General features: G+C 39.2%; 26 protein-coding genes. 13 read left to right on the top strand and 13 right to left on the bottom strand.

The features are described 5' to 3' along the window. Window positions 1-314 precede the first annotated feature (314 nt). The 9 genes from AC00Y6_RS12795 (at window position 315) to AC00Y6_RS12755 (ending at window position 8,482) form a co-directional block, all read left to right on the top strand. A complete protein-coding gene (locus AC00Y6_RS12795; protein ID WP_474491005.1) occupies window positions 315-569 on the top strand; it encodes a DUF6364 family protein in 255 nt (84 codons plus the stop codon). Next, complete coding sequence (locus tag AC00Y6_RS12790; protein WP_474491004.1) at window positions 570-986, top strand: type II toxin-antitoxin system VapC family toxin; 417 nt, start codon at window positions 570-572, stop codon at window positions 984-986. Between the two features lie 464 nt (window positions 987-1,450). Further along, window positions 1,451-1,699 carry a type II toxin-antitoxin system ParD family antitoxin gene (locus AC00Y6_RS12785; RefSeq protein WP_474491003.1) on the top strand — a complete coding sequence of 83 codons (249 nt, stop codon included), beginning with the start codon at window positions 1,451-1,453 and terminating at the stop codon, window positions 1,697-1,699. Continuing rightward, a complete protein-coding gene (locus tag AC00Y6_RS12780) occupies window positions 1,699-1,998 on the top strand; it encodes a type II toxin-antitoxin system RelE/ParE family toxin (protein WP_474491002.1) in 300 nt (99 codons plus the stop codon). The genes AC00Y6_RS12785 and AC00Y6_RS12780 overlap by 1 nt, the downstream gene beginning before the upstream one ends. A gap of 343 nt (window positions 1,999-2,341) precedes the next feature. Further along, the gene (locus AC00Y6_RS12775; protein ID WP_474491001.1) at window positions 2,342-2,716 is read left to right on the top strand and encodes a hypothetical protein; all 375 of its coding nucleotides are present in this window, start codon (window positions 2,342-2,344) and stop codon (window positions 2,714-2,716) included. Window positions 2,717-2,751: 35 nt separating this feature from the next. Further along, on the top strand, window positions 2,752-3,729 hold the full coding sequence (locus AC00Y6_RS12770; protein ID WP_474491000.1) for a GLPGLI family protein: 978 nt from the start codon (window positions 2,752-2,754) through the stop codon (window positions 3,727-3,729). Window positions 3,730-4,211: 482 nt separating this feature from the next. Beyond that, window positions 4,212-5,051 carry a hypothetical protein gene (locus tag AC00Y6_RS12765; protein WP_474490999.1) on the top strand — a complete coding sequence of 280 codons (840 nt, stop codon included), beginning with the start codon at window positions 4,212-4,214 and terminating at the stop codon, window positions 5,049-5,051. Between the two features lie 371 nt (window positions 5,052-5,422). Beyond that, complete coding sequence (locus AC00Y6_RS12760; protein ID WP_474490998.1) at window positions 5,423-6,922, top strand: endonuclease; 1,500 nt, start codon at window positions 5,423-5,425, stop codon at window positions 6,920-6,922. A 288-nt stretch (window positions 6,923-7,210) separates the two neighbouring features. Further along, the gene (locus AC00Y6_RS12755; RefSeq protein WP_474490997.1) at window positions 7,211-8,482 is read left to right on the top strand and encodes a Na+/H+ antiporter; all 1,272 of its coding nucleotides are present in this window, start codon (window positions 7,211-7,213) and stop codon (window positions 8,480-8,482) included. A gap of 168 nt (window positions 8,483-8,650) precedes the next feature. Here the strand turns inward: AC00Y6_RS12755 and AC00Y6_RS12750 are convergent, their stop codons facing one another. From AC00Y6_RS12750 to AC00Y6_RS12690, 13 genes are all read right to left on the bottom strand, one after another. Beyond that, on the bottom strand, window positions 8,651-9,859 hold the full coding sequence (locus tag AC00Y6_RS12750; RefSeq protein WP_474490996.1) for a hypothetical protein: 1,209 nt from the start codon (window positions 9,857-9,859) through the stop codon (window positions 8,651-8,653). Window positions 9,860-9,876: 17 nt separating this feature from the next. Further along, window positions 9,877-10,098: a hypothetical protein gene (locus AC00Y6_RS12745; protein ID WP_474490995.1), complete on the bottom strand. Its 222-nt coding sequence runs from the start codon at window positions 10,096-10,098 to the stop codon at window positions 9,877-9,879. A gap of 75 nt (window positions 10,099-10,173) precedes the next feature. Further along, complete coding sequence (locus AC00Y6_RS12740; protein WP_474490994.1) at window positions 10,174-10,629, bottom strand: hemerythrin domain-containing protein; 456 nt, start codon at window positions 10,627-10,629, stop codon at window positions 10,174-10,176. Between the two features lie 61 nt (window positions 10,630-10,690). Continuing rightward, window positions 10,691-12,934, bottom strand: a complete 2,244-nt coding sequence (locus tag AC00Y6_RS12735) for a nitric-oxide reductase large subunit (protein WP_474490993.1) — start codon at window positions 12,932-12,934, stop codon at window positions 10,691-10,693. A gap of 9 nt (window positions 12,935-12,943) precedes the next feature. Next, window positions 12,944-13,672 carry an iron-sulfur cluster repair di-iron protein gene (gene ric / locus AC00Y6_RS12730; RefSeq protein WP_474490992.1) on the bottom strand — a complete coding sequence of 243 codons (729 nt, stop codon included), beginning with the start codon at window positions 13,670-13,672 and terminating at the stop codon, window positions 12,944-12,946. A 39-nt stretch (window positions 13,673-13,711) separates the two neighbouring features. After that, window positions 13,712-14,161, bottom strand: a complete 450-nt coding sequence (locus AC00Y6_RS12725; protein WP_474490991.1) for a c-type cytochrome — start codon at window positions 14,159-14,161, stop codon at window positions 13,712-13,714. Between the two features lie 11 nt (window positions 14,162-14,172). After that, on the bottom strand, window positions 14,173-14,736 hold the full coding sequence (locus AC00Y6_RS12720; protein WP_474490990.1) for an SCO family protein: 564 nt from the start codon (window positions 14,734-14,736) through the stop codon (window positions 14,173-14,175). Window position 14,737: 1 nt separating this feature from the next. Further along, window positions 14,738-15,565 (bottom strand): formylglycine-generating enzyme family protein, encoded by an 828-nt coding sequence (locus AC00Y6_RS12715; protein WP_474490989.1) that lies wholly within the window; start codon window positions 15,563-15,565, stop codon window positions 14,738-14,740. Window positions 15,566-15,639: 74 nt separating this feature from the next. Next, complete coding sequence (nirK, locus tag AC00Y6_RS12710) at window positions 15,640-16,677, bottom strand: copper-containing nitrite reductase (protein ID WP_474490988.1); 1,038 nt, start codon at window positions 16,675-16,677, stop codon at window positions 15,640-15,642. Between the two features lie 60 nt (window positions 16,678-16,737). Continuing rightward, window positions 16,738-17,169, bottom strand: a complete 432-nt coding sequence (locus tag AC00Y6_RS12705) for an RrF2 family transcriptional regulator (RefSeq protein ID WP_474490987.1) — start codon at window positions 17,167-17,169, stop codon at window positions 16,738-16,740. A 210-nt stretch (window positions 17,170-17,379) separates the two neighbouring features. Further along, a complete protein-coding gene (nadA, locus tag AC00Y6_RS12700; protein ID WP_474490986.1) occupies window positions 17,380-18,396 on the bottom strand; it encodes a quinolinate synthase NadA in 1,017 nt (338 codons plus the stop codon). 46 nt (window positions 18,397-18,442) lie between these two features. Further along, the gene (gene gmk / locus AC00Y6_RS12695; RefSeq protein WP_474490985.1) at window positions 18,443-19,006 is read right to left on the bottom strand and encodes a guanylate kinase; all 564 of its coding nucleotides are present in this window, start codon (window positions 19,004-19,006) and stop codon (window positions 18,443-18,445) included. 42 nt (window positions 19,007-19,048) lie between these two features. After that, window positions 19,049-19,894 (bottom strand): YicC/YloC family endoribonuclease, encoded by an 846-nt coding sequence (locus AC00Y6_RS12690; protein WP_474490984.1) that lies wholly within the window; start codon window positions 19,892-19,894, stop codon window positions 19,049-19,051. Window positions 19,895-20,060: 166 nt separating this feature from the next. On the opposite strand from AC00Y6_RS12690, the gene lpxK reads away from it, so the two are divergent. From lpxK to dinB, 4 genes are all read left to right on the top strand, one after another. Further along, window positions 20,061-21,086: a tetraacyldisaccharide 4'-kinase gene (gene lpxK / locus AC00Y6_RS12685; RefSeq protein WP_474490983.1), complete on the top strand. Its 1,026-nt coding sequence runs from the start codon at window positions 20,061-20,063 to the stop codon at window positions 21,084-21,086. Beyond that, complete coding sequence (locus AC00Y6_RS12680; protein WP_474490982.1) at window positions 21,070-21,882, top strand: purine-nucleoside phosphorylase; 813 nt, start codon at window positions 21,070-21,072, stop codon at window positions 21,880-21,882. Before lpxK ends, AC00Y6_RS12680 begins: the two co-directional genes overlap by 17 nt. An 89-nt stretch (window positions 21,883-21,971) precedes the next feature. Further along, complete coding sequence (locus tag AC00Y6_RS12675; RefSeq protein WP_474490981.1) at window positions 21,972-22,487, top strand: TlpA family protein disulfide reductase; 516 nt, start codon at window positions 21,972-21,974, stop codon at window positions 22,485-22,487. A 75-nt stretch (window positions 22,488-22,562) separates the two neighbouring features. Then, a complete protein-coding gene (gene dinB, locus AC00Y6_RS12670) occupies window positions 22,563-23,642 on the top strand; it encodes a DNA polymerase IV (RefSeq protein WP_474490980.1) in 1,080 nt (359 codons plus the stop codon). Window positions 23,643-23,659 lie beyond the last annotated feature (17 nt).

Raw genomic sequence — 23,659 nt, 5'->3', positions numbered from 1 at the left:
TTACAAAGTAACTAAATATGGCGCTGAGAAAGCTACCGAAGGTTTAGTTCAACATTGTATTGGCAAAATGCGGGGCTTAAATCAAAGTTGAACTTTTGGTATTTTTTTCACGCAACTGCTTTTCAATTCCGTATTTTTTTGTAAGTTTATTTCATTGAAAAAGCATTTGCTTCGTTTGGTTGAAACTGAACTTTTCGTTTATTTTCGCCCGCACTTCGCCAATACTTTTTCCGTTAGCTGCAATTACAGAAAAATTCAACGTTAATTTCACAATCCGTATAAATTTTGTATTTTTGTCCGTATAAAATATTATTATGGATACAAAGCTGACTTTAAAACTTAATGAAAGTGTTATTGAACGAGCTAAAAAATATGCTTCCAATAAAAAATTAAGTTTGTCGAGATTAATTGAAAATTATCTAGATTCATTAACTAAAGAACAAGACAATGATTTTGAAATTTCTCCATTTGTAAAAAGTATTGCAACTGGAAAAAGCATTCCTATTGATGTTGATTGGAAAGAATTGAGAGATAAATATTCGGATTATTTAGATGAAAAATATAAGTAAATGCAAAAGATTTTTTTAGATACGAATATTGTACTCGATTTTCTTGGTGAAAGAGCCGAATTTTACGATTCCGTTGCCAAAGTTTTGACTTTAGCAGACAAAAAGAAAATTAAAGTTTTTACATCTCCAACATCAATTGGAAATACTTTTTATGTATTAGCAAAGTATGAAAATGCAAAAATCGCTTTAGAGAAAATTAGAAAGTTTAAATTGCTTTGTTCAATTTCAGTAATGGACGAAGAAGTGGTAGAGAAAGCCATAAACTCAGATTTTAAAGATTTTGAAGATGCAATGCAATATTATAGTGCAATCTCAGCTAATTGCGATTTGATAATAACAAGAAATGAAAAGGATTTTAAGAATTCAATGATACCTGTAATGAACGCGGAAAGTTATTTACAAACTGTTAAAAAGTAACTACAGCTAACATTGGTAACCGTTGCACAACTTCAATTTTCAGAGAATAATAAAATATATCGCCTCGTTTAAGCCGTTTTAAGCGAGGTTTTTTTGTGGAGTAACGTGGCTGGGATGGTGGATTTTGTCACGATTTTTGGTCAAATAGACGCGCCAAAGTCTTTTGGTTCTTTTTTCTCCCCCGGTTGGCACCGGAGGCTTTTAACAGGTACGCCTACGGCCTGCGGAGTGGTGTTTTTTTGTGGGGATTATGGGAAGGTATAATTCTAATGAAAAGAAATAGTAATTTGGTTGTGGAAAAATATTGGCTGTGTTTAGATGAAATTTGACTTTGGTTCATTTTTGCACGCCGAGCCAGTACTTTTTCAGTTATCTGCAACCCGATTTGATAATTTTCCGTAAAAGCAACTTGGATAATATACCAAAACTTGGTATATTTGATTTAGTAATTAAATTGAAAAATTATGGCTAAAAATACTTCGATTTTATTGGGTGATTATTTCGACAATTTTATCAATTCGCAAATAAAAAATGGAAAATATTCTTCTGCAAGCGAAGTTGTACGAGCAGCATTGAGAATGTTTGAACACGAAGAAACTAAAAAAGCTGAATTAATAAAAGAACTTAAAAAAGGTGAAAAATCTGGATTCTCAACCAGTTTTAATCGTGAATCTTTTAAACAAAACTTACATCAAAAATATTCTGCTGAATAATGAATTACAAATTAAGTATACAAGCAGAAATTGATTTAGAGAATATTTGGCTTTATACTTTCGAAGAATGGTCGATTGAACAGGCTGACTATTATTATGATTTAATAATGGATGAAATTGAATATATCTCAACAAATCCAAAATCCGGAACAGATTATAATTGTCTAAGAAAAGGATATTTGAGATCTCGAGTAAAATCGCATTTTATTTTTTATAAAATAAATTTAAGAGAGGAAAAAGTAAAAATTATCAGAATTCTACATCAACAAATGGATATTGAATCAGATATAAATATATAACAAACTGCGATTCTGGCTGCAGATAACATTGGTAACCATTGCACAGCTCCATTTTCAGCGGAAAATAAAATGTATCGCCTCGTTTAAGCCGTTTTAAGCGAGGTTTTTTTTTGGATGATGTGGCCGGGATGGTGGATTTTGTAACGATTTTTTGTCAAAAATTCGCACAAAATCTTTTGGATTTGTGGTTCTTTTTATCCCCGGTTGGCACAAGGGGCTATTAACGGGGCACACCTACGGCGTGCTAAGTTTTTTTTATAATGTAGAAAAGTGTGATGGGGATTGAGGGCAATTTGGGTATATTTCGGTGTTAGCTGCAAGCAAATTCAAAATTGCGAATATTATGAAATCAATTGATTTAAATAGAAAAAATTGGTGGGAAAACAAAAGAAAATATTATAATATTGGATTTGTATTTGCTGGAATTATTGCATTTATTTTATACGTTTTTTTTGGTAATATTTTAATTATGCCTTATGATCCAGAATTTGAAATAAGCTTGTTTACAATTATTTTTCTAGGAATCGGATATTTATTCATGATTTTATTTGCTAATTTATTTTATAGTTTAGGAAATGTCGTTGATAAAGAGTTGAATAAGGAAAATGATGAAAAATTCCGAAAAAAATTATTTTATTCAGGCTTTATTTTTTCTGTTTCCTTAGCTTTTCTAATTCCGATAATGATTGTTATATCATATTTCATTGAATTTACATAAACAAAAACAATTTTGCCTGCAGCTAACATAGAACTATGGTAACTACCGAAATTTCTATGCAGAAATTAGCGAAAAATTTTCGCAATACGACTTCCAAGATTTCGGAACGCGAACGATTGTTTGAGCAGCGAATGCCAAATGGCAGAAGTAAGGTGGTGAAATTAATAGATGATTCAGTATATTTGGGAGTTGTCAAAAATTTTAAACCTACACGCGTCACAATGAGATTTATTATCATTTTTCTTGGAATTTCTACATGTTGCTTTTCGCAAAATTTCAGTTTCATTTATGAGACAAAATACAAGCTAAATTCACAAAATCCTGATGGCATTAATTCAGATCATATGATTTTGGATTTAAAAAACAATACCTCCCTATTTAGAGAATCACAAGATAAGAAAGCGGATTCGTCAAGACTAAATAATGGAAGAGTCATGTTTAAAATGGGTGTTGAAAACCAATTCTATGTCAAAAAAAATCTGGATGAAAAAAAAATTGAAAAAATAATATCGTACTTGAGAACAGATTATGTTCTTCCTATTGAGGAGGTGCTGAATTGGAAAATCAGTTCTGAGCAACAAGTAATTGGAAAATATAAGGCTCAAAAAGCAGAAACTAATTATGGAGGCAGAAACTGGATTGCCTGGTTTACGACAGAATTACCTTTTGGTGATGGTCCTTATGTCTTCTGTGGTTTGCCTGGGTTGATTGTTTCTATTCAAGATTCAAACAACGACTATTCATTCAATTTGATAGAAGTTAAAAAAGGCGGAAATCTTTTTGATGCACGTAAAAAAACAATTACAATTGATTGGAAAAAGTATGAAACCCTTGCTCAATCATTTTATAATGATCCATACGACGTGAAGTCAAAAATAGCAATGGGGAAAACAGTGACATTTACAGACCCAAAAGGTAATACAGTGGATATTGCTATAAAAAATAAGGAAATGCAAAATAGTATTTTACAAGACAATAATCCAATTGAATTGAATCACAAACTAAAGTATTAAATAACCTTCTACTAATTATAATGGTTTTTTTGTGGTATATTTTACATAATAATACAAATCTTCTTTAGCTTCAGCTCCTTCAATTTAGCTTTGTATCATAGAGAAATGAAAAACCAAGCAGTAAAAGCTGTTCTTGTTCTATAACTTTGCTTAGGATTAACTGGGAAGCTACGTTTGGGTAACAATGATGCTAGAACATTTTTGTAGTGTAATTATGAAGAGTAGAAGCAGCTACATCTTTTTCAATATATTTTATTCAACCGTGGCTACTCATATAGTTTGGAAATAAAAGGCAAATTGTTTAAAGCTCATTGTGAGATAATAGTGTAATGGGTTGAAATGGTTTGTTTTGTGAGAAAAAAGCACTCCTGAATAGCTTTTTTAAGTTAACAATAATTTTTATAAGCCCTTCTTGAAAGGCTTGGTAAAAGTATGATTTGCATAATATTTAAATTAAATTTGTATTGTGAAAAAGATTTGATATGAATAAGAATTTACTATGTGCATGTCTGCTAGCAAGCTGTGCAATAAGCTACGGCCAAGTGGGTGTTAACACCAATAACCCACAAGGGGTCTTCAACGTCGATGCAAAGAAGAATAATCCAACATCCGGTTCAAGTTTTTCTGAGGAAGAACAAGGGGATGATTTTGTGATTACCAATAGTGGGCAAGTAGGGATTGGAACAATAAATCCCAGCCAGAAATTGGAAATCCATACAGGTGGAACACAGGCATCACCGGTTACGGGGTTTAAGCTTGTAGATGGCAACCAGTTTAATAGTCTTGTTTTAACATCAGACAGTGATGGTGTAGGAACCTGGAAGCCGGTAAGTCTTACAACGGTAATGGGGGTTATACCTTCGGGCCCAGGGGCGGGCGATTACGCCTTTCAGTCTAATGCAACCTGGCAGTCAACCCACTCTTCCATCAAGTTGCCACAAGGTACGTGGAAGGTGGAAGTAACAGAGCTTTTGAGATATAATGGCAGCGTAAATCTAGATGCTGCCGACTATATGTGGGTTCGTTTTACTTTTGCAGACAGCGATGCGACCTTTCCTAATGATGATGGACTTACAAAAGACCTAGTAGGGTCTACCAAGTTTATCAGTGGTAATATTTTGGGTCCGTCAACAGGTGCCCAAAAGTATGGTTTAGCGCAGGGTTCTGTCATTATCAAAAATACGTCGGCCGTCGCAAAGACTTATTACCTTTTGGTAGGAAGTTCAACGTCCTCGGTCACAGATCCCAAAAAAACCATCAGCACAGTTGGTTCATCATCTTGGGGTGAAAACATCATAACGGCATTTCCTATAAGCCAGTAAGCCAATCTAATTTTATCGTTAATTACCATTCATATTGGTTTTAGAGCAAAGAAACCCCTGCCATTATTAAATGGTAGGGGTTTTTTCTAAAAGGACTTACAATTTTAGCGAATAGTTTTATTCAGATTTTTCTCAATCACTCAGAAACACAATTGCAGTTCTATGATGATTCTCCGGTAAAGTGTACCAATATAATTGATGGTTTTATCAATTTCAAAATCTAAAACTTCTTTGATTATAGAGTGCTTATTCTTGCAGGATATTCTCTATAATTGTTCACATTATGTTAACCTCGGCTAGGGCATAAATAGATTAGTTTTGCAAAAATTTTTGTAATTATTTAGCCAACTTTAATTTAAATCAATTTCTACATGATTAAGAAGTTTATCTATTTTTTGTCATTATTATTTTCTACACTTTCTTTTGCTCAGCTTTTCCCGTCCAATTACTATGACAAAGCTATCGGTTTATCTGGCTATGCCTTGAAAGACTCGTTGCACAGTATTATACACCTTGTAAATGCTAACTATAATAATAGTAGCGGATTATACAACATGCAGTCAATAGGTTATGGCTCGGGATCCTGCAAAACCGCCAATAACCCTGGGGTTTGGGGGGCGTACTGCGCCAAGAATTTGGTGATAAACGGTATAACTGTTAACAACCCGTTTATTGATAATTATTATGAAAAAGATGGCACCATCCTAGACGTTTATGAGGAAATATCCACTAAGCCGGATGTTCATCTCTACATACCGGGTTATCCTGGTGAGTTTACTGCCAATAATGGCGATATCTCTGGACCCAAAGGTGGCATGTCTAACCCGCCTAATGCTGATGGTAAATATTATGGTTATCAGCAGGGTAGTGGCGCTAATGGTTGCTCGGGTGGAGAAGGGAATTGTTATAACAGAGAGCATGTTATCCCCAAATCTTTGTGGAGGTTGACAAAGCCGGAAGGGTCCACCACGCCAGGAAATACCAATACAGCTCCGCAAATTGCAATAGGCCATGATCTGTTCTATGTTTGGCCTACCGATATGTCTGCCAATTCTACTCACAGTAATTTTCCCATTGGGAAAGTTATTCCTAATCCATATGGCATTCCTTCTGATCCCACTTATCAGGATCCTTACTCCAAGTCAGCCAATGGAACAAGGCTGGGCGCCATAGATCTTAAGTGCTATTCTGGTATCACACCCGTGAATGGAGGAAATATGCGATATACAGGTAGTGTTTGGGAGCCTACTGATGAGTTTAAAGGTGACTTTGCCAGATCTTACCTCTACTTTGCCACACGCTGGGGCAAAGATAGCACCATTACTTGGGACAGCTCTGTGCAGATTTATGATATGTTGCGTGCAGACCTTAATCAGGATCAATTCTGGAGTGATCAATTCCTAAACATCCTTCTTGCCTGGAATCAAATGGATCCCGTTTCTCAAAGAGAGAAGGATATGAATGATTTTGTTTATAATTATGTAGGAAGGGACGGAAACTCTCAAAAAAACAGAAATCCCTTTATCGATCATCCAGAGTGGGTGACGGCAATATGGGGTCAACCGCAAACGGGTATAGGGGAATTATGCCCCAATTTATCAACTGCGGATAACAGTATTTATCAAAACCAAAATGATATTTTGATTTATCCTACGCTTATTAAAGATTATCTGGTAAATATTAAGCTCACCAACAGTTCTAAGAAGATTAACCAAATTATGATTTTCAACCTATCAGGTCAGCTTGTCAAAACAATTGAAACCAACCTTTCCCAGATCGATAATATCGCCATGCCTTATGAGAAAGGTGTTTATATTATCAAAGTGGTAGGTGTTGGCCTAGAAGTTAACAGAAAGGTTATTGTGGAATAATCCACAGATATTGCTTAAGAGCTTATTAATCTAGCAATAGCCTTATGACACCAGCCTCTTCTATCAAACAGAAGAGGCTGGTTTTTTAGGTAGAATTGCATACAATGTGTGCCCATGATAAAACTTAAGATTTTAGTTGATTTTACTAGTTTTTCATTTCAGATTTAAAAAGATGACGAAGAGTTTGTGGGCAGTTTATCTCAAATATGTCGCCCATAACTGATTTTTACAATTTTCTATTAACAAGAATTAAATAAATTTGTAGCTAATATATAGACGTGGTTAGATATGGAAAGCTATACGGTTGTATTAATTTTTATTTCTCTGATGATTATCGTATCGGGAATTGCGGACAAGATCAAAATCTCTGTTCCTGTGGTGCTACTGATTGTAGGTATTTCCATAGGTTTTGTGCCAGCTATGCCTACAGTAGAACTGAATCCTGAAATCATCATGCTTCTTTTTCTACCACCATTGTTGTATGATGCCGCGTTTAATATCTCGTTTAAAGATTTTAAAACGAATGTCAATACCATCAGTACATTGGCTATTGGACTTGTATTTATCACTACTGCTGGTATTGCCACAGTAGTCCATTATATGATACCAGGTATGAGTTGGCCACTGTCTTTTGTGTTAGGTGCAATCCTTTCGGCAACGGATGCGGTGGCTGCCATTGGTATTACAAAAGGTTTGGATCTGCCCAACAAAACGGTTACCATCCTAGAAGGTGAAAGTTTAATTAACGATGCTTCGGCATTGGTTGCTTACCGTTTTGCCGTGGCGGCTGTTTCGGGAATGGCCTTTGTATGGTGGAAGGCTGCCGGAGGATTTGTACTGGTCATGGGTGGTGGATTTTTGATTGGCCTTATCACTGCCAAGATATTAGGTGTGTTACTGCGGTTTTTCAGAACCAACGAAATGGTCGTTATCAGTCTTACTTTACTTACGCCATTTGTTACCTACCTTATTGCAGAACACTTTGATGTTTCTGGCGTTATTGCAGTGGTAGTTTTGGGCTTGGGAATGTCTAGGCTAAGCCGTGAAAAATTTCCGGAGAGTATCAAGACCCAATCCAAACATTTTTGGGACATCATCATTTTTTTGCTTAACGGTTTCATTTTTTTATTGATAGGGCTTCAGTTTCCTGTGGTATTGGACAGAATGAAACCCGATGAAATAGGACTGTACATCGGATATGCTGCAATAATCACCATTGTAACGCTGGGGATACGGCTGATAAGAGTCTATATGCAGCAGTTTAACCTGGAGAGGGCTTTTAAAAAGATTCGGGGGCGGCGAAAAATCAGCGAAGATGCATTATTCGATTCCAAAACAAGTTTTATTATTACCTGGTCCGGCATGCGGGGAATTGTTTCTTTGGCCATTGCCATAGGTTTGCCGGTTACAGTAGATGGCACAGCACCTTTTCCTATGCGTAATGAAATTATTTTTTTATCTATCGCAGTGGTGTTGTTTTCCATTTTAGGGCAAGGTTTATCGCTTCCTTGGGTGGTTAAAAAGTTCGGTAATGATGATGTATCAAAATCTGAATCTTAATAAAAAGCAGCATGGTTATATACAAAGGAGTTTTAAAGACAGAATCATCAGATGGTGAAAGGCTTGTTGTATGATAGCTGCCGACAGGGCTGGTACTTTACGAAGATTTTTTCTTAATGCTTGGATCTTATGATTAGTAAAGTTTGCCACTAATTATTTCTTAGGCCCTTATATGCTTCTCATAAAAAATAGTGTGCTAGCAATTGATAACATAATGACCACGGAGGCCAAAAGTAGTAAGTAAGCGCCTGATAAAAATGGCACCAACAAAGCAGAACACACTCCTGATATTACTAAAATTATTTCGTTTAAAATAATGCCGGAGCCTAAACTGTAGATGGCAATGGTGTGGAGTAGCGCTGTTCTTTTTTTCTGATACTCCAGCATTTTCCATATCAAGAAAAGACTGATACCCATCAATAAAACAAGATGCAGATAAGCTATAATAATATTAATATTGCTGAAGGCAAAAGCACCTAAAACAGGTATTGCTGAAAAAAACTGACATACAGACTTCAGTAACAATGCCAATCCCGCAATTTTTAAGATCACACACTGTACTTTACTAAATTGTTTAGCAATGACCGACCATTGTACTTTTAGCACCCACAAAAGTTTCCCGGCGCTGTACAGTTGTAGAGCAGCCACCGCAAGAAAGAGTAAAGACCAACGGTTAATGTCCTCTATCCAAAGTAGGGATAACCCATACCCTAAAAATGTGCTGATTAGCAAACCGCTGAAAATGATCCTGTTTTGTTTCTCTGCAATGTAAATACCATGTTGTTTAAGTGTAAACAATAATATTCCGATGCATGAGAAGATAAAAAAACCATTGTACTGATAATGCAGATAGAAATAGGTAGAAGCGCGATATAGCACTTGTAATTCATCCTTTCTAGACGAAAAACAGGCCAACCCGGCTATACCTATGGAAGACCAAATGGCGAAAAAGGCGCCTGCCAGTAACCATTTTACTGCAGTATGGGTAATGTTCCTGGTGTCCCTTAGCAGCATAACAAAGTATGTAAAACTGCAAAAAAGAGCCACAGCTGAGAAAACGATGGATAACCAATAATAGCCATGATAGAGGAAAGTGACTAGCATACCGTAGGAAGCGATCTGGTTACAAAGCATGAGAACCTGGTAACGTTTGGTAGCGATTACCGGATTTTCCTGCTTAAGCCATTGTGCGACGAATAGGTAGATGGAGGAAGTCACCCAGCCATAAAATGCGAAGTGTGAATGTGACTCCTGCCAATAGATCTGCACCATGCCGGGCAAAGAAAAGGCTAGATTATACCGCATTACTACGCCTAAAATTGATACCACAAGAAAATTGAAAAGGTTAATCCTGATCCATATTCCAATATTCTTCATGACCCTGTGTTTTGTTTTTACTTTTTAGCGATGGTGTCGCATTTTTGTAGATCACCTGTTTTTATCACAGAAATATCCTGATAGAGCACCATGCCATTACTGGACTCTTCAAACTGTTTTGCCTTTTTATTGGCATATTCCGGGGTATAACCTACGCCCATTACCACTTTGTGTCCGGCGCAAGTTCCCATGGCCAGGTAAAGTAAATCCCCTCTTTTAGGAGCAATTTGTCCATTCATATTTTTTAAAATTTTGATGATTAAATATTAGTTTCCCATAACAATAGCAAACCTTTTGTAAATCGCCCTAGAGCGTCATGATTGATTCCAAAACTCATCGGGATAATCTTCTTCCTCTTTAGGATTTTTTGCAAGAGATGCTCCTATTTTCTCCAATTCAGATTGGGATAAATTTGCTTCATAATCCGGAAAAAGAACACGTTCTTCGAAACGGATATGGGCATGAAGTAGCTTTGCAAAATCCAGTAAGAGCTGCGGATCTTCAGATTCATTGATTTTTATAATCAAATTCCTGATCTCGTGATGCTCTTTCTCCATCTGCCTATAAAGGGCTTCATTTTTTAATTCGGGGAGTGCCTCATCTTCTGTTGCAAAATGCTTTTCCAAATGATGATCCCAGAAAAAACTGATGTAATCACGGATTCTGTGATATGAAATCTCCTTTTCAACACCCTGCTGAATCTTCCAGCAAAAGAGAAGTCCATAATGGTGATCCCTGGAAAGTGGTATTAGATTCTTATTTCTTTTCATTATATTCAATTATAAAAGAACTGCCGCCCGGTAGCGGCAATTCTTTTGATTTTAAGATCGATTATCTTTTCTCTTTCAAAGACCAACCGGTTTTGAGGCCTATGATAAAGATGACCAGCAATAATTCTCCTACAGCGAGCAAAATATCGCCTGGAACCCTTAACCAGCGAAGCGTATGCATGATGTCCGTTTGCATAAATTCTGCAGAACGTGCATACCAGTACCCCTCTTTAATAGAAGCTGCAGCTTGCATAATACCAATGGGCAACAAACTAATGGTTACCATTACCAGCAACCCAATATTGGTGAGCCAAAATGCCCAACCGATGAGTTTGTCATTCCATTGACGATCAGGGTAAAGCCCCCTCAGCATAAACAGCATTAGGCCGATTCCCAAAATGCCATACACCCCAAATAATGCCGCATGACCATGTACGGCCGTGGTATTAAGCCCCTGGATGTAGTACAATGCAATAGGTGGATTAATAGCAAAACCAAATATGCCCGCGCCTAAAAAGTTCCAAAAACACATGGCAATAAAGCAGTAAATCGGCCACTTGTAAGCTTGGATCCACTTGGTAGATTTGCTAATTTGATAATTCTGGTAGGCTTCAAAGCCAATGAGTACCAGCGGCACAATCTCCAGCGCACTGAAAGTGGCACCTAATGCCAATACTGCGGTGGGCGTTGCACTGAAGTATAAGTGGTGGAAGGTTCCCACGATACCGCCAGCCAAAAACACAATGGTAGAAAATAGGACGGCATTTGTCGCTGATTTCAATTTCAATAATCCCAGCCTTGTGAATAAAAATGCTGCTACTACGGTCGCAAAAACTTCAAAAAAACCTTCTACCCATAGGTGTACTACCCACCATCTCCAGTACTCTGCAATGGCCATATGTGTTTGCCTGCCATACATAAGGCCTGCACCATAAAATAGGGCTATCGCTACAGCAGAAAGTGTAAAAAGCAACAAGAGATGGCGATCACCGTCTTTGCGTCTGAGGGCTGGTAACAAAGCTCTTACCATCAAAACAAGCCACAAAATAAGACCTACCAAAAGTAACACCTGCCATACCCGGCCCAGCTCTACATATTCGTACCCCGAATGGCCCCAGAGGAAATTATCCACGTAGCCCAATTTCTGCATCACGCCCAGCCATTGGCCAGTAAGCGAACCCAAGACAACAATAAGTAGCGCAACAAAAAGGATGTTAACACCTAGTTTTTGATATTTTGGTTCGTAACCTGATACTGCAGGTGCGATATAAAGTCCTGTGGCCAGCCAAGAAGTCGCTATCCAAAAAATAGCCAGCTGTACATGCCAGCTTCTAGATACAGATTGTGGCAGAACCTGATCCAGAGGTAACCCGTAAAACGCACTTCCTTCTACACCATAATGCGCTGTAATTACACCGGCAAGCATCTGAACAAGAATCAAAAGTGCTACAATCCAAATATATTTGAGGGTTGCTTTCATCGATGGTGTAGGCTTCATATTCCTCAACGGATCTTCCAGCGGTAACGCTTCGCTGATTTCCTCCTCCTTATTACGGGCGTGGTAGAACACCAGCAAACCAACACACGCCAATAGCATGAGGACACTGAAACCAGACCACAGATGAAGTGATGTGGGTGGTACATTACCTACCAATTCGTCGTGTGGCCAGTTATTGGTATAGGATACATCGTCTCCGGGACGGTTGGTGATACAAACCCAGGCCGTCCATGCAAAAAAGGCATTCATCTTCGCCATGCGGTCTGGTGTTTTCACCGTGTTTTTAGGAATTGCATAGTGATCACGCAGTTCATCCATCTCTTTGCCACTCATAAAAATTTTGGCGTAGTATTCAGCCAATTCTGCCTGAACTTTTGCACGTTGTGGTGAAATAATTATGGTATTAGTAGCTTTGTTAAATGTATTGGTTCGCAATTCTTTTTTTAGTAAAATCTGATATTTGGCCTGCTCATCATCTGGCAGTTTGGTGTAGACTTTACCGTCTTTCTGAGCCAATTCATCCAACAACAGCAAAGATTCTCTGTGGAGATAGTCCGCGCTCCAGTCTGGGGCGATGTAGGCACCATGCCCCCATATACTTCCAACGGTTTGCCCGCCTATAGACTGCCAGACATTTTGTCCGTCTTTGATATCCTGTCCGGTCGTCACAACGGTACCATCTGTTGTGACGACTTTATCCGGAATGGGAGGTACCTGGCGGTAGATCTCCGTGCCATAGAAGATGAGAATGGCAAAAGACCCAACAATAACGGCTGCTAGCCATATCCATAACTTTTTTGGTGTCATAATCAATAATTAATGTTCAAAAACTGAGAATTCTTTTTCTAACCGAATTGCTTTTGGGAATAGAATATTATTTTCCAGATGGATATGGCGGTGCAAATCTTCTTCAAAATCCTTTAGCATGGCAAAAGCTACCCGGTATGTGTTGCATGCGTCTGCAGGAGGATTGTAGCCATCAGTCAGTTTTGAAATCTGGCGAAATCGTTCGCCTTCTTGGGAATGCTCGTCCATCATCATATGCACAGGATTTTGCACCGTCCCAAAATGAGGCTGCTCTATGGCAGTGCCACTTACTTTGGCCTTCACCATATTTCTGATAAACGGAAACAGTATCAATTCTTCTTTTTTTAAGTGCGCGCCCAGTTCTTTGGCTGATTCATCAAAAAGCGCTTTGATCTGGAACAGTTCTGGATGTCTGCCGCCGTGTACCTTACAAAGTTTATCCAAAAAAGCCTGTATAACAGGCGTTTTTTCCTCTACGTAGCGGTGATGTGTTTTTTCCACGTAATCTGCCAGCAAGTCCAGTGGCCAGCTTGTGAAATCTATTGTAGAACCATCACTTTTTGGAAGGTTTTTGATATCTTCCCTTATAGATGCTGCATCGATATTTTTGGAATCGCAGGCGTCATCAATTGTTCTGCCACCTTTGCAGCAGAAATCAATTCCGTTTTTTTTAAATATTGCAGCCGTTCTAAAATCCTGCGCTACAATGTCGCCAATATGGTCTGTATTAAGATTCATAATTAAATACCTTTTTATCTTTTATTAATATAAATTTTTTTAACTTTTTTTGAGAGAAAGAATATATTTCACCATCAGTTTCGCATTATCCTTAGTCAATCCGGCATGTGGTGTCATTGGAACTTCTCCCCAAACGCCCTTGCCACCGTCAATTACTTTTTGAGCCAGATGATCTACATCTGCATCGGTGTATTTTTTGGCTACATCCTGATAAGATGGGCCAACCAGTTTAGCATCCATCTTGTGGCAGGACAGGCAGTCTGCCCCTTCTATCAGCTTAAGGCCTTCGGGTTGTGCAGTTGTGCTAGACTGTGGTGCTGCCGTGGACTGGGCATTGCTGGCTGCCAATGCAGCGCTATCTATGGCAGGTGCCGCAGTAGTTTCGGTATTAGACGTTGTTGCTGACTGAGACGCTTCTGTTTCTTTTTTATCTGAACAAGAAACCAATGTGATGGACAGTACTAATGCTGTCATAATTACGTTTTTCATTACTATAGGATTTAAAGTTTAATTTGATTTTTAATTTCTTCTGCTGTAGCATCGTCACCGGTATCCAAGCCTTCTTTTTGAAAAGCGAGTTTACCATTTTTGGAATAGACACTAATGATGTTGGAGTGTGAAAACTCTATCGGTGTTATTTTTTTATATTTGATAGCCATTACGTTGGCCAGCGTTCGGGTATTTTCTTCGCTGCTTCTTAGGAAAAGCCATTCTTTTCCAGAAAATCCATTAGATTTGAGATAATTGCTCATAACCTCGGGCGTATCGGTGTCGGGATCAATGGATATCAGTACATAGCGGATATCCTCGGGATCTGTATCTCCCACTTTTTTTGCGATGTTCCGCATTTCGGCAGTCAGCCTGGGGCAGGCCGTTTTGCAAGATGTAAAAATCATGGCTGTTACCAATACCTTACCTTGTAAGTCTGCCAGTTTGATTTTGCTGCCATCCTGAGTTTCCCAACTGGAATCTACATTGTAAATAGAATCCGGGCTAATTTTTTGATTTTTCTGATTGCAGGAAAGCATCACTACAGCCAAAATTATATAACATATATTTTTCATTTTATTTATTTTTAGCACATCTGAATCCCAGATTATTAAGTGTGTAATTCGCTTTTATACTACCGCGAAGCGCATATCTTACAAAGGCAGCATAATTCCTTAAATCCGAAGATGTTACGGCAGCCCCTGCGCAAAAAAGTGACTCGTTGGCGGTATTGTCCTTTCTGGATTCGCCGCTCATCATCACCGAATTGAAATCATAAGTCCATTCCCAAACAGCACCGTACATATCGTAAACGCCGTAGTAATTGGGCTGGCCTTGCTTCACCTGTCTTTTTTTGAGTGATTTATCCTGATAAGCTTTCAAGATACTGTCTGTAAAAGATGGATCTTCTGATGCGTTTTTCCGATGTTCATCGGCAAGACCTACAAACTCCCACTCATCAATTGTTGGCAGCCTTTTACCAGCACTTTTTGCATAAGCTTCGGCCGCAAACCAAGAGACATTAGTTACCGGTGCGTTGGGAAGATGCCCTTTGGGGATTTCAAAATCGTTGTTCCAATCTTTGAGGTAGGTACTGTCCGCATATAATCTCAATACTTTGCTTCTGGTCCATTGGGGATTTTTTCTAAGAAAAACCAGGAATTCTGCATTAGTCACCGGTGTCTCATCTATGTAAAAGGTAGCTACTTTCACAATTCTCCCCGAGTCTTTCCCTATAAATGCTTTATAACTTCCGCCTTGTATCTCAACCATTTTTTTATCTGTGGAAATGAATCTTAAAGGTTGAATATCTGCATGTTTTTTCTCTCCTGAATCTGTTTTTGAAATACATCCAAAAGAAACAATGCTGAAAAAAATGAGGCCGAGTAGATTATAAATTTTCATTGTGTAAGTAATAAAATCCCCAGTTATGACCAGATTATAATAATAATTAAAGATCCTTATTAAGGTTTAGTCAGCTATTTATCTTTTTTGTATACGCCTGGATTGTCGGGGCCTGTAATTTTTATTTTGCCCAGAGCACCCTTGTTAAAAGCACGGAATAAGGCGTGGTCCACAATCACATACTCGCCAGGTACAGTGGCTTTGAACTCCACGATTGAGGCTCCTCCTGGAGGAATAACGGTAGTTTGCACGTTCTCATTGATTTTGCTTCCACCTTCCATGTAGACCCGATCAAATATTTCTCCGATGACGTGGAATGACGAGGTCAAATTTGGTCCACCATTACCTACAAAGAAGCGTACCGTTTCGCCGGTTTTGGCCTGCAATTCTTTATCACCTAACAATGAGGCTGTATTCCCATTGAAAACAACATATTCCGGACGTTCTGCAATAGCTTTATCCATGTCAAATTCCTGAAGGCCTTTATCCCCAAATTTTCCCTTGGTATAGAAGTCCCCCTGCATGATATAATATTCCTTATCCACTTTGGGCAATCCTCCTTCTGGCTCAATAAGAATTAGACCATACATCCCGTTGGCAATATGCATTCCCACTGGCGCTGTTGCACAATGGTAGACAAACAATCCGGGATTCAAAGCTTTAAAGGTAAATACCGCTTCTTTACCAGGTGCTACAAAAGTAGCTTCGGCTCCACCACCAGGACCGTTTACCGCATGAAGGTCGATATTATGTGGGAAAGTGTTGTTCTCATTGTTTTTAAGGTGTAGCTCTATCTGATCCCCAACTCTTGCACGAATAAAACTTCCGGGAACCGAACCATTAAAGGTCCAAAAATTATACTCGGTACCATCCGCAAGTTGTCCCACTTTCTCTATAGTTTCCAAATGAACCACTACTTTTTTTGCGGCCCGATCGCCAACTGGAGGTGGTACATTGGGAGGAGCTACCAGTTTTTCTTGCTGTGTTGTACCGTCGGTTTTAATGAGCTCCGTATTCTGAGAGCCAGAATCTGAAGTAGAAGAATTCTGTTTGCAACCAATCATTCCGAAAAGAATAAGATGAGCAGTACAGATGATAAATGATTTTTTCATGATGAAACTATTTTTGTTTTTATTTAATACTTTTTTGTCTTTTATTATAGTAAAATTTTTTTAACGGGTCAGAAATGTAATTTTAAGATCAAGATCTTCCACAAAGTGTTCAATTTTAGATTGCTCAAGCATCTCCTTTATGTCGTTTCTGATTTTTTTAAAATCATTATGAATAGGGCATGGGCGTTCTTCTGAACATAATTTAAGCCCTAAACCACAACCTGCAAAAAGCTTGTCACCATCAATATCCCTAACAATATCCGCAATTGAGAGATCCAGGTTTTCTGCATCCATATAGAAACCACCATTGGGACCCTTTGCCGACTGTACAAAACCTTTTCTGCTGAGGTCTTGCAATATCTTTGCAATAAAATATTCTGGTGAGTCTATGCCTGCAGCAATATCCTTGATACCAATCCTGCTGCCATCTTTTGATTTCTGTGCGATAAAAATCAACGCCCGTATTGCGTACTCACAAGTTTTTGAAAACATTTATTTCTCTTTTGCTGATACAAAGTTAGCAATAATTTTAAAATAAAAGATAAAAAAGTATTTTATTAAGATGATTATTATCATTGCCCATTACACAGCGTTTTGGTTGCGTCAGGTGTCAAGCAACAAAAAATAAAGGATAATAAACAAAAGAGGCCGAATAACAGTCTATGTCAATCGGCCTCTTTTTTATTGGATACTAAAAAATGTCTATTTAATGCTCTTGGAAAGATCTAGCATGGCTTCTATAGGTTTCAGGGCTTTGAGTCTCAGCTCTTCATCAATAATGATTTCTGGAAGTTCATATTTCATACACAGATAAAGTTTTTCCAGCGTATTTCGCTTCATGTAAAAGCACTCTGAGCAGTTGCAGCTCTCGTCAAATACTAGTGCGGGAATCAACGTTTTATGAGGCGCACGCTTCTTCATCTCATGTAGGATGCCCTCTTCTGTAGCGATGATAAACTCTTGACAGTCATCTTTTTCTACATAGTTGAGCAGGGCAGAGGTGGAACCTATAAAATGTGCCAGTTCCAAAACAGGCGCTTCGCTCTCGGGATGTGCAATGAGTTTTGCATTGGGGTGGTCTGCTAGTTGTTTGGCGATACGCTCCATAGAGAAAGCTTCGTGTACAATACAACTGCCGTCCCAAAGAATCATCTCCCGACCCGTTTTTTTGCTCAGGTAACGCCCCAGGTTCTTGTCCGGTGCAAAAATGATAGGCCTGTCTTTTGGTAAGGCTTCTATAATAGTTTCTGCATTGGAGCTGGTCACAATAATGTCACTTTCCGCCTTGGTTTCTGCGTTACAGTTGATGTAAGTGGCTACCAAAGCATTAGGGTGTTTTTCACGCATTTTTCTAAGGCCTTCTCCGCTGCAACCATCTGCTAAGGAACAGCCTGCCAGCGTATCAGGCAAAACCACTTTCTTATTGGGGTTCAGTATTTTTGCGGCTTCTGCCATGAAGTGGACACCACAGAAAGCAATCATGTCTGCATCGGTATCTTTGGCCTGCCTCGCCAACTGAAGGGAGTCACCAAGGAAATCGGCAATATCCTGTATGGGACCCGGCTGGTAATAATGGGCCAGGATAACGGCATTTTTTTCTTTTTTAAGATCAAGGATCGCTTTTATAAGATCATCGCCCGTTGGTATTTCCAGACCTTTAAGATCCAAAAAGCCTTTTACAGGCATATTGTCTACGGCAGTATCAAGTGTGTCTTTCATCTCAGTAATTTTCAGATTAATATAAAGAACGTTGTAATTAAGGAAACTAATGATTGATAAACTGGTTAATCACCTGCTCCACTTCGCTTTTAGCCTTTGCCAGATCGGTATTCACAATGATGGTGTCAAACTGGTCTTTATAAGCCATTTCTTCTTCTGCTTTGGCAACTCTGGTTTGGATTGTTTCGGCAGAGTCTGTTCCTCTGGAGATCAATCTCCGTTCCAACTCGGCAATGCTTGGTGGCATAACGAATATGGAGAGTGCGTGTTCCCCGAAAATCTTTTTGAGCCGGATGCCGCCTTTCACGTCCACATCAAAAATAACCACCTTGCCTTCGTCCCAGATCCGTTGAACTTCAGACTTCAGGGTACCATAATATTTATCGGTATAAACCTCTTCGAATTCTACAAATTCCTGTTCCGTAATTTTGGTTCTAAATTCCTCCGGTGTCAGGAAATAATAATCCTGAGCATGTTTTTCTTCGCCCCTTGGTAATCTGGTTGTAGCGGAAACCGAAAAGCTTAGTTGGGGCACTACAGATAAGCCATGCTTTACCAGTGTGGTTTTCCCGCTTCCTGACGGTGCCGAAAAAATAATTACTTTTCCCATACGCAATTGGTCATCATCTGATTATCAATTATCAATTATCAATTATAATATATTAAGTGTCTGTTCTTTGATTTTCTCTAGGTCGTCTTTCATTTCAACCACCAGTTTCTGGATTTGGGAATGGTTGGCTTTGGAACCCAACGTATTGATTTCGCGTCCCATTTCCTGAGCAATAAAGCCTAGTTTTTTACCATTAAAATCTTCGTTGTTCATCACATCCAGATAGTAGCGGATGTGTTGCGCCAGCCTTACTTTTTCTTCGGAGATGTCAAGTTTTTCTATGTAGAACATGATCTCCTGGTAGTAGCGGGTCTCATCAATGTTTTCAAATTCTTTCAGAGATGACTGGTAGCGGTCTTTGACATTGGATATTCTCTCTTCCTCAAAACTTGGCACTTTCGCCAGGTTGCTTTCTATTTTCAATAGGTTCTTTTCCAATTCCTTGTGCAATGTCTGGCCTTCGGTTTCCCTGAATTCAAGAAAACGATCCACAGCCTCTGTAACAACCCCGAAGAGGAATTGCCATTCCGGCTCTTCTATTTCCGACGTTTTTGTTGACAGTGCTTCCGGCATGCGCACGGCCATTTTGAGGTACTCGAAATCCGGTCCGTCTGCGGAGATGTCCTTCAACTGTGTGATGTAGTTATTGATAATATCCCTGTTGATGGTGACATCGTTGCTTTCTTCCATATTTTCGCACTGGATATAGCAGTCCACTTTGCCACGAAGGATCCGGTCGTTCAGCATTTTCCTGATTTCATATTCCTTTTCCTTGTAACGAACGGGTGTTTTTATGTTAAGGTCAAAGTTTTTGCTGTTCAGCGACTTGATGTCAACAGATACTTTTTTCCCTTGGAACACAGCCTCGGCTCTGCCGAACCCTGTCATCGATAATATCATAAGATTCTTGTAAGACTGCAAAGATAATCATTTTAATTCAGGCAAAAATCCTAAACAATTAATCGTTAGCCTGAAAAGTAACAATTAATATAATCATTATAAAACTTGGTGTTTTTTGGAATACTATTTGTGTAAAATCGTATTTTTGCGGTCTATGAAAAGATGGTATCTCTACCCTTTTTCCTTAGGTTATCATTTGGCCACTTCTATTAGGAACCGGATGTATGATTGGGGAATATTTTCTTCTACGAAATTCAAAACACCTATTATAGGTGTTGGCAACCTGTCTGTGGGCGGCAGTGGCAAATCGCCGACTGTCATGTACTTGGCAGATCTCTTGTCCCGATCTTACAGGACGGGTGTATTGTCACGTGGTTATGGCCGAATTACAAAAGGTTACAAAATCGTCAACTACGACAGCAATTATAAATTAGTTGGTGACGAGCCGATGCAGCTGTTTGAGCGTTTCCGGAATAAGTTTGTAATTGGCGTTTGCGAGGACCGAGTATATGGTGCCAAAAAGATTATTGATGAGATGGATCTGGATGTGCTGATCCTGGATGACAGCTACCAGCACAGGGCCATTAAGCCCGGGATGAATCTCTTGCTGACAGATTATAACGATCCTTATTTCAAAGATTTTATATTGCCTGCCGGAGACCTTCGCGAGAGCCGCCATGGGATGAAGCGCGCCAATATCATCATGGTAACCAAGTGCCCTGACGATCTTACCGAAGAAAAAAAACAATACTACATTTCCAGGATTCGGCCGCAGCATTACCAGAAGGTATTTTTTTCTGCCATATCGTATGACGAAAATATCCTGGGTATCAACAAAATGATGCCGGTGAAAAATCTGGATTATTATGATGTACTCCTAATTACCGGGATTGCCAATCCTTCGCAGCTTCTGAAAGAGATTGCCAAGTACAACAAAAAAGTAAAACACCTACAGTACAAAGACCATCATAATTTTACTGATGATGACATCAAAAAGATTACGGCAGAATATAAAAAAATGGGCGAGTACAAAATGATTCTCACTACAGAGAAAGATTATGTACGCCTGAAAACCTTTGATTATCTTCGGGATAAGATTTTCTACTGGCCTATCAATGTAGAGATCGACAAGCGCGAAGAGTTTAATAAAATCATTCAGAATTATGTTAGAAAAGTATAAACAGACTGCAGATTTTATCAGAAATATCATTGGCGAGACACCAGATTTTGCCATTGTGCTGGGCTCCGGGCTGGGGAAACTTCAGGATGAAGTGCAGGCCATACATGTTTTGGATTATAAAGATATTCCCAATTTTCCGCAAACCACGGTGGTGGGGCATGGCGGCAAACTGATCTATGGCAAGCTAGAAGGTAAAAACGTTCTGATGATGAGTGGCCGTTTCCATTATTACGAAGGCTATTCTATGGAAACTGTAACCTTTCCCATAAGGGTTTTCCATCTTTTAGGGATTAAGAACCTGGTTCTTTCCAATGCGGCTGGCGGTGTGAATGCTAACTTCAAAGTGGCAGATATAATGATCCTCACAGACCATATCAATATGATGCCGGAACACCCTTTGCGAGGCCGGAATATTGATGAACTCGGGCCGCGCTTTGTGGATATGAGCGAACCTTATAACCGGAAAATGATTACTGTGGCAAAAGATGTTGCCGATCAGGAAGGAATTAAGATTCAGGAGGGCGTTTATGTGGCACTTACCGGGCCAACTTTTGAAACCCCGGCAGAATATGGCATGGTAAAAGCCATTGGCGGAGATGCCGTTGGGATGAGCACAGTGCCGGAAGTGATTGTTGCCAAGCATCAAGGAATGGATTGTTTTTGTCTGTCGATTATTACAGATTTGGGAGGTCCGGATATTGCCTTTGCGGTTTCTCATGAGGAAGTGCTGGAAGCAGCTAATAAAGCCATGCCTAATGTTATTAAATTAGTAAAGGGCTTAATCAGGAATTATTAAATTAAATGATGTATCATACATAGGCGGCCAATGTGCCGTCTTTTTTATTTAATTAATATTGCCTAAATTCGTTTATAAATTAATAAAAAATGAAGAGGATTTTAACCGTTAGCTTAGCGCTGATATGTCAGTTGGGGTTTTCTCAACAGGTTCCCAATGTTCTGAAAACCAAGTTTTCCAAAGAAGCTGTTGCCCAAAAGGTACAGGATGAAGCGGGCAAGGAAATTACGATTAAGGATATTTTGCATCAGCACAAAGGCAAAGTGTTGGTTCTAGATTTCTGGGCAGGGTGGTGCCGGGATTGTATTCAGGCTCTGCCAAAGGCTGCGGAGCTGGAGAGCCATAATCAGAACATCGATTTTGTATTCCTGTCATTAGAACGTAATCAGGAAGGCTTTCTGAAAAGTTTGGATAAGTTTGATATGAAGGACAAAGAAAATTATTGGTTCGCTGCCGGCTGGAAAAATAATTTCAATAATTATATTGATCTCAATTGGATCCCAAGATATATTGTGGTAGATCAAAAATCTAATATTGCCAAATACTACGCTATATCGCCGGATGATCCGGACATTCAAGCCACTATAGACCGGCTTACCAAATAACAACATCACAATCCCGACACATTCGGGATTTTTTTTGCCTAAATTTGTTTAATTGATTTTCACCAGCCTATTCTGATGCAGCGCAAAATAATTCACGTAGATATGGATGCTTTTTATGCATCTGTGGAACAGCTCGATAATCCAGGGTTGCGCGGGAAAGCTATTGCTGTAGGAGGTGGACATCGTGGCGTGGTGGCTGCAGCCAGCTATGAGGCTAGGAAATTTGGTGTTAGGTCAGCTATGCCAAGCAAAATAGCAAAGGAGAGATGCCCACAACTGATTTTTGTAAAGCCAAGGTTTCACAGATACAAGGAAATTTCTGCTAAAATCAGGGCGATTTTCCACGACTATACAGATTTGGTGGAACCATTGTCTCTGGACGAAGCCTATCTGGATGTTACCGAAAATAAAAAAGGGATAGAATCTGCCAATGATCTGGCAAGGGAAATCCGTCAGCGGATTTTTGAGGAAACAGGTTTAACAGCTTCGGCGGGCATTTCTGTCAATAAGTTTCTCGCCAAAGTTGCTTCTGATATTAACAAACCCAACGGCCAAAAAACGATCCACCCAACCAAGATTCAGGATTTTTTGGAGAAACTCCCGATTGAGAAGTTTTATGGCATCGGGAAGGTGACTGCCAACAGGATGCACGAGCTGCATATCTTTAAAGGTGCTGATCTCAAAGCCAAATCAATGGAACAGCTGGAAGGGCTTTTCGGCAAGTCGGGGCGGTATTACTACAATGTGGTTCGTGGCATCCACAATGGGGAAGTAAAACCCAACAGGATTCAGAAAAGTGTGGCTGTGGAGCGTACGTTTTGGGATGACATCAATGAAGATGAAGAGATTGACGAAAAACTAAAATCACTGAGCGAAGAACTGGAGGAACGCCTAGGTAGGAAAGAGATTAAAGGAAAAACACTGACCCTTAAAATTAAATATAAAGATTTTTCCCTCTTTACCAGAAGCAAAACGCAGGATGTTTACTATGAGAATGCGGCGGCATTTTATGCTACTGGCAAGCAACTGTGGGAACTCCGCCCTTTTGACAAAGCTATCCGGCTTCTTGGCTTGTCCCTTTCCAATCTGAATACCGATGAAAAAAAACAAATTTCGGTACAGCTGAAAATTCCTTTTGAAGAGTTTGATATGTAAGCTTTTCAATCGGTTGG

The organism is Epilithonimonas sp., from assembly GCF_056329745.1.
Note: the sequence above shows the minus strand (reverse complement) of the source record. Positions and strands in the feature narration are given on the sequence as shown.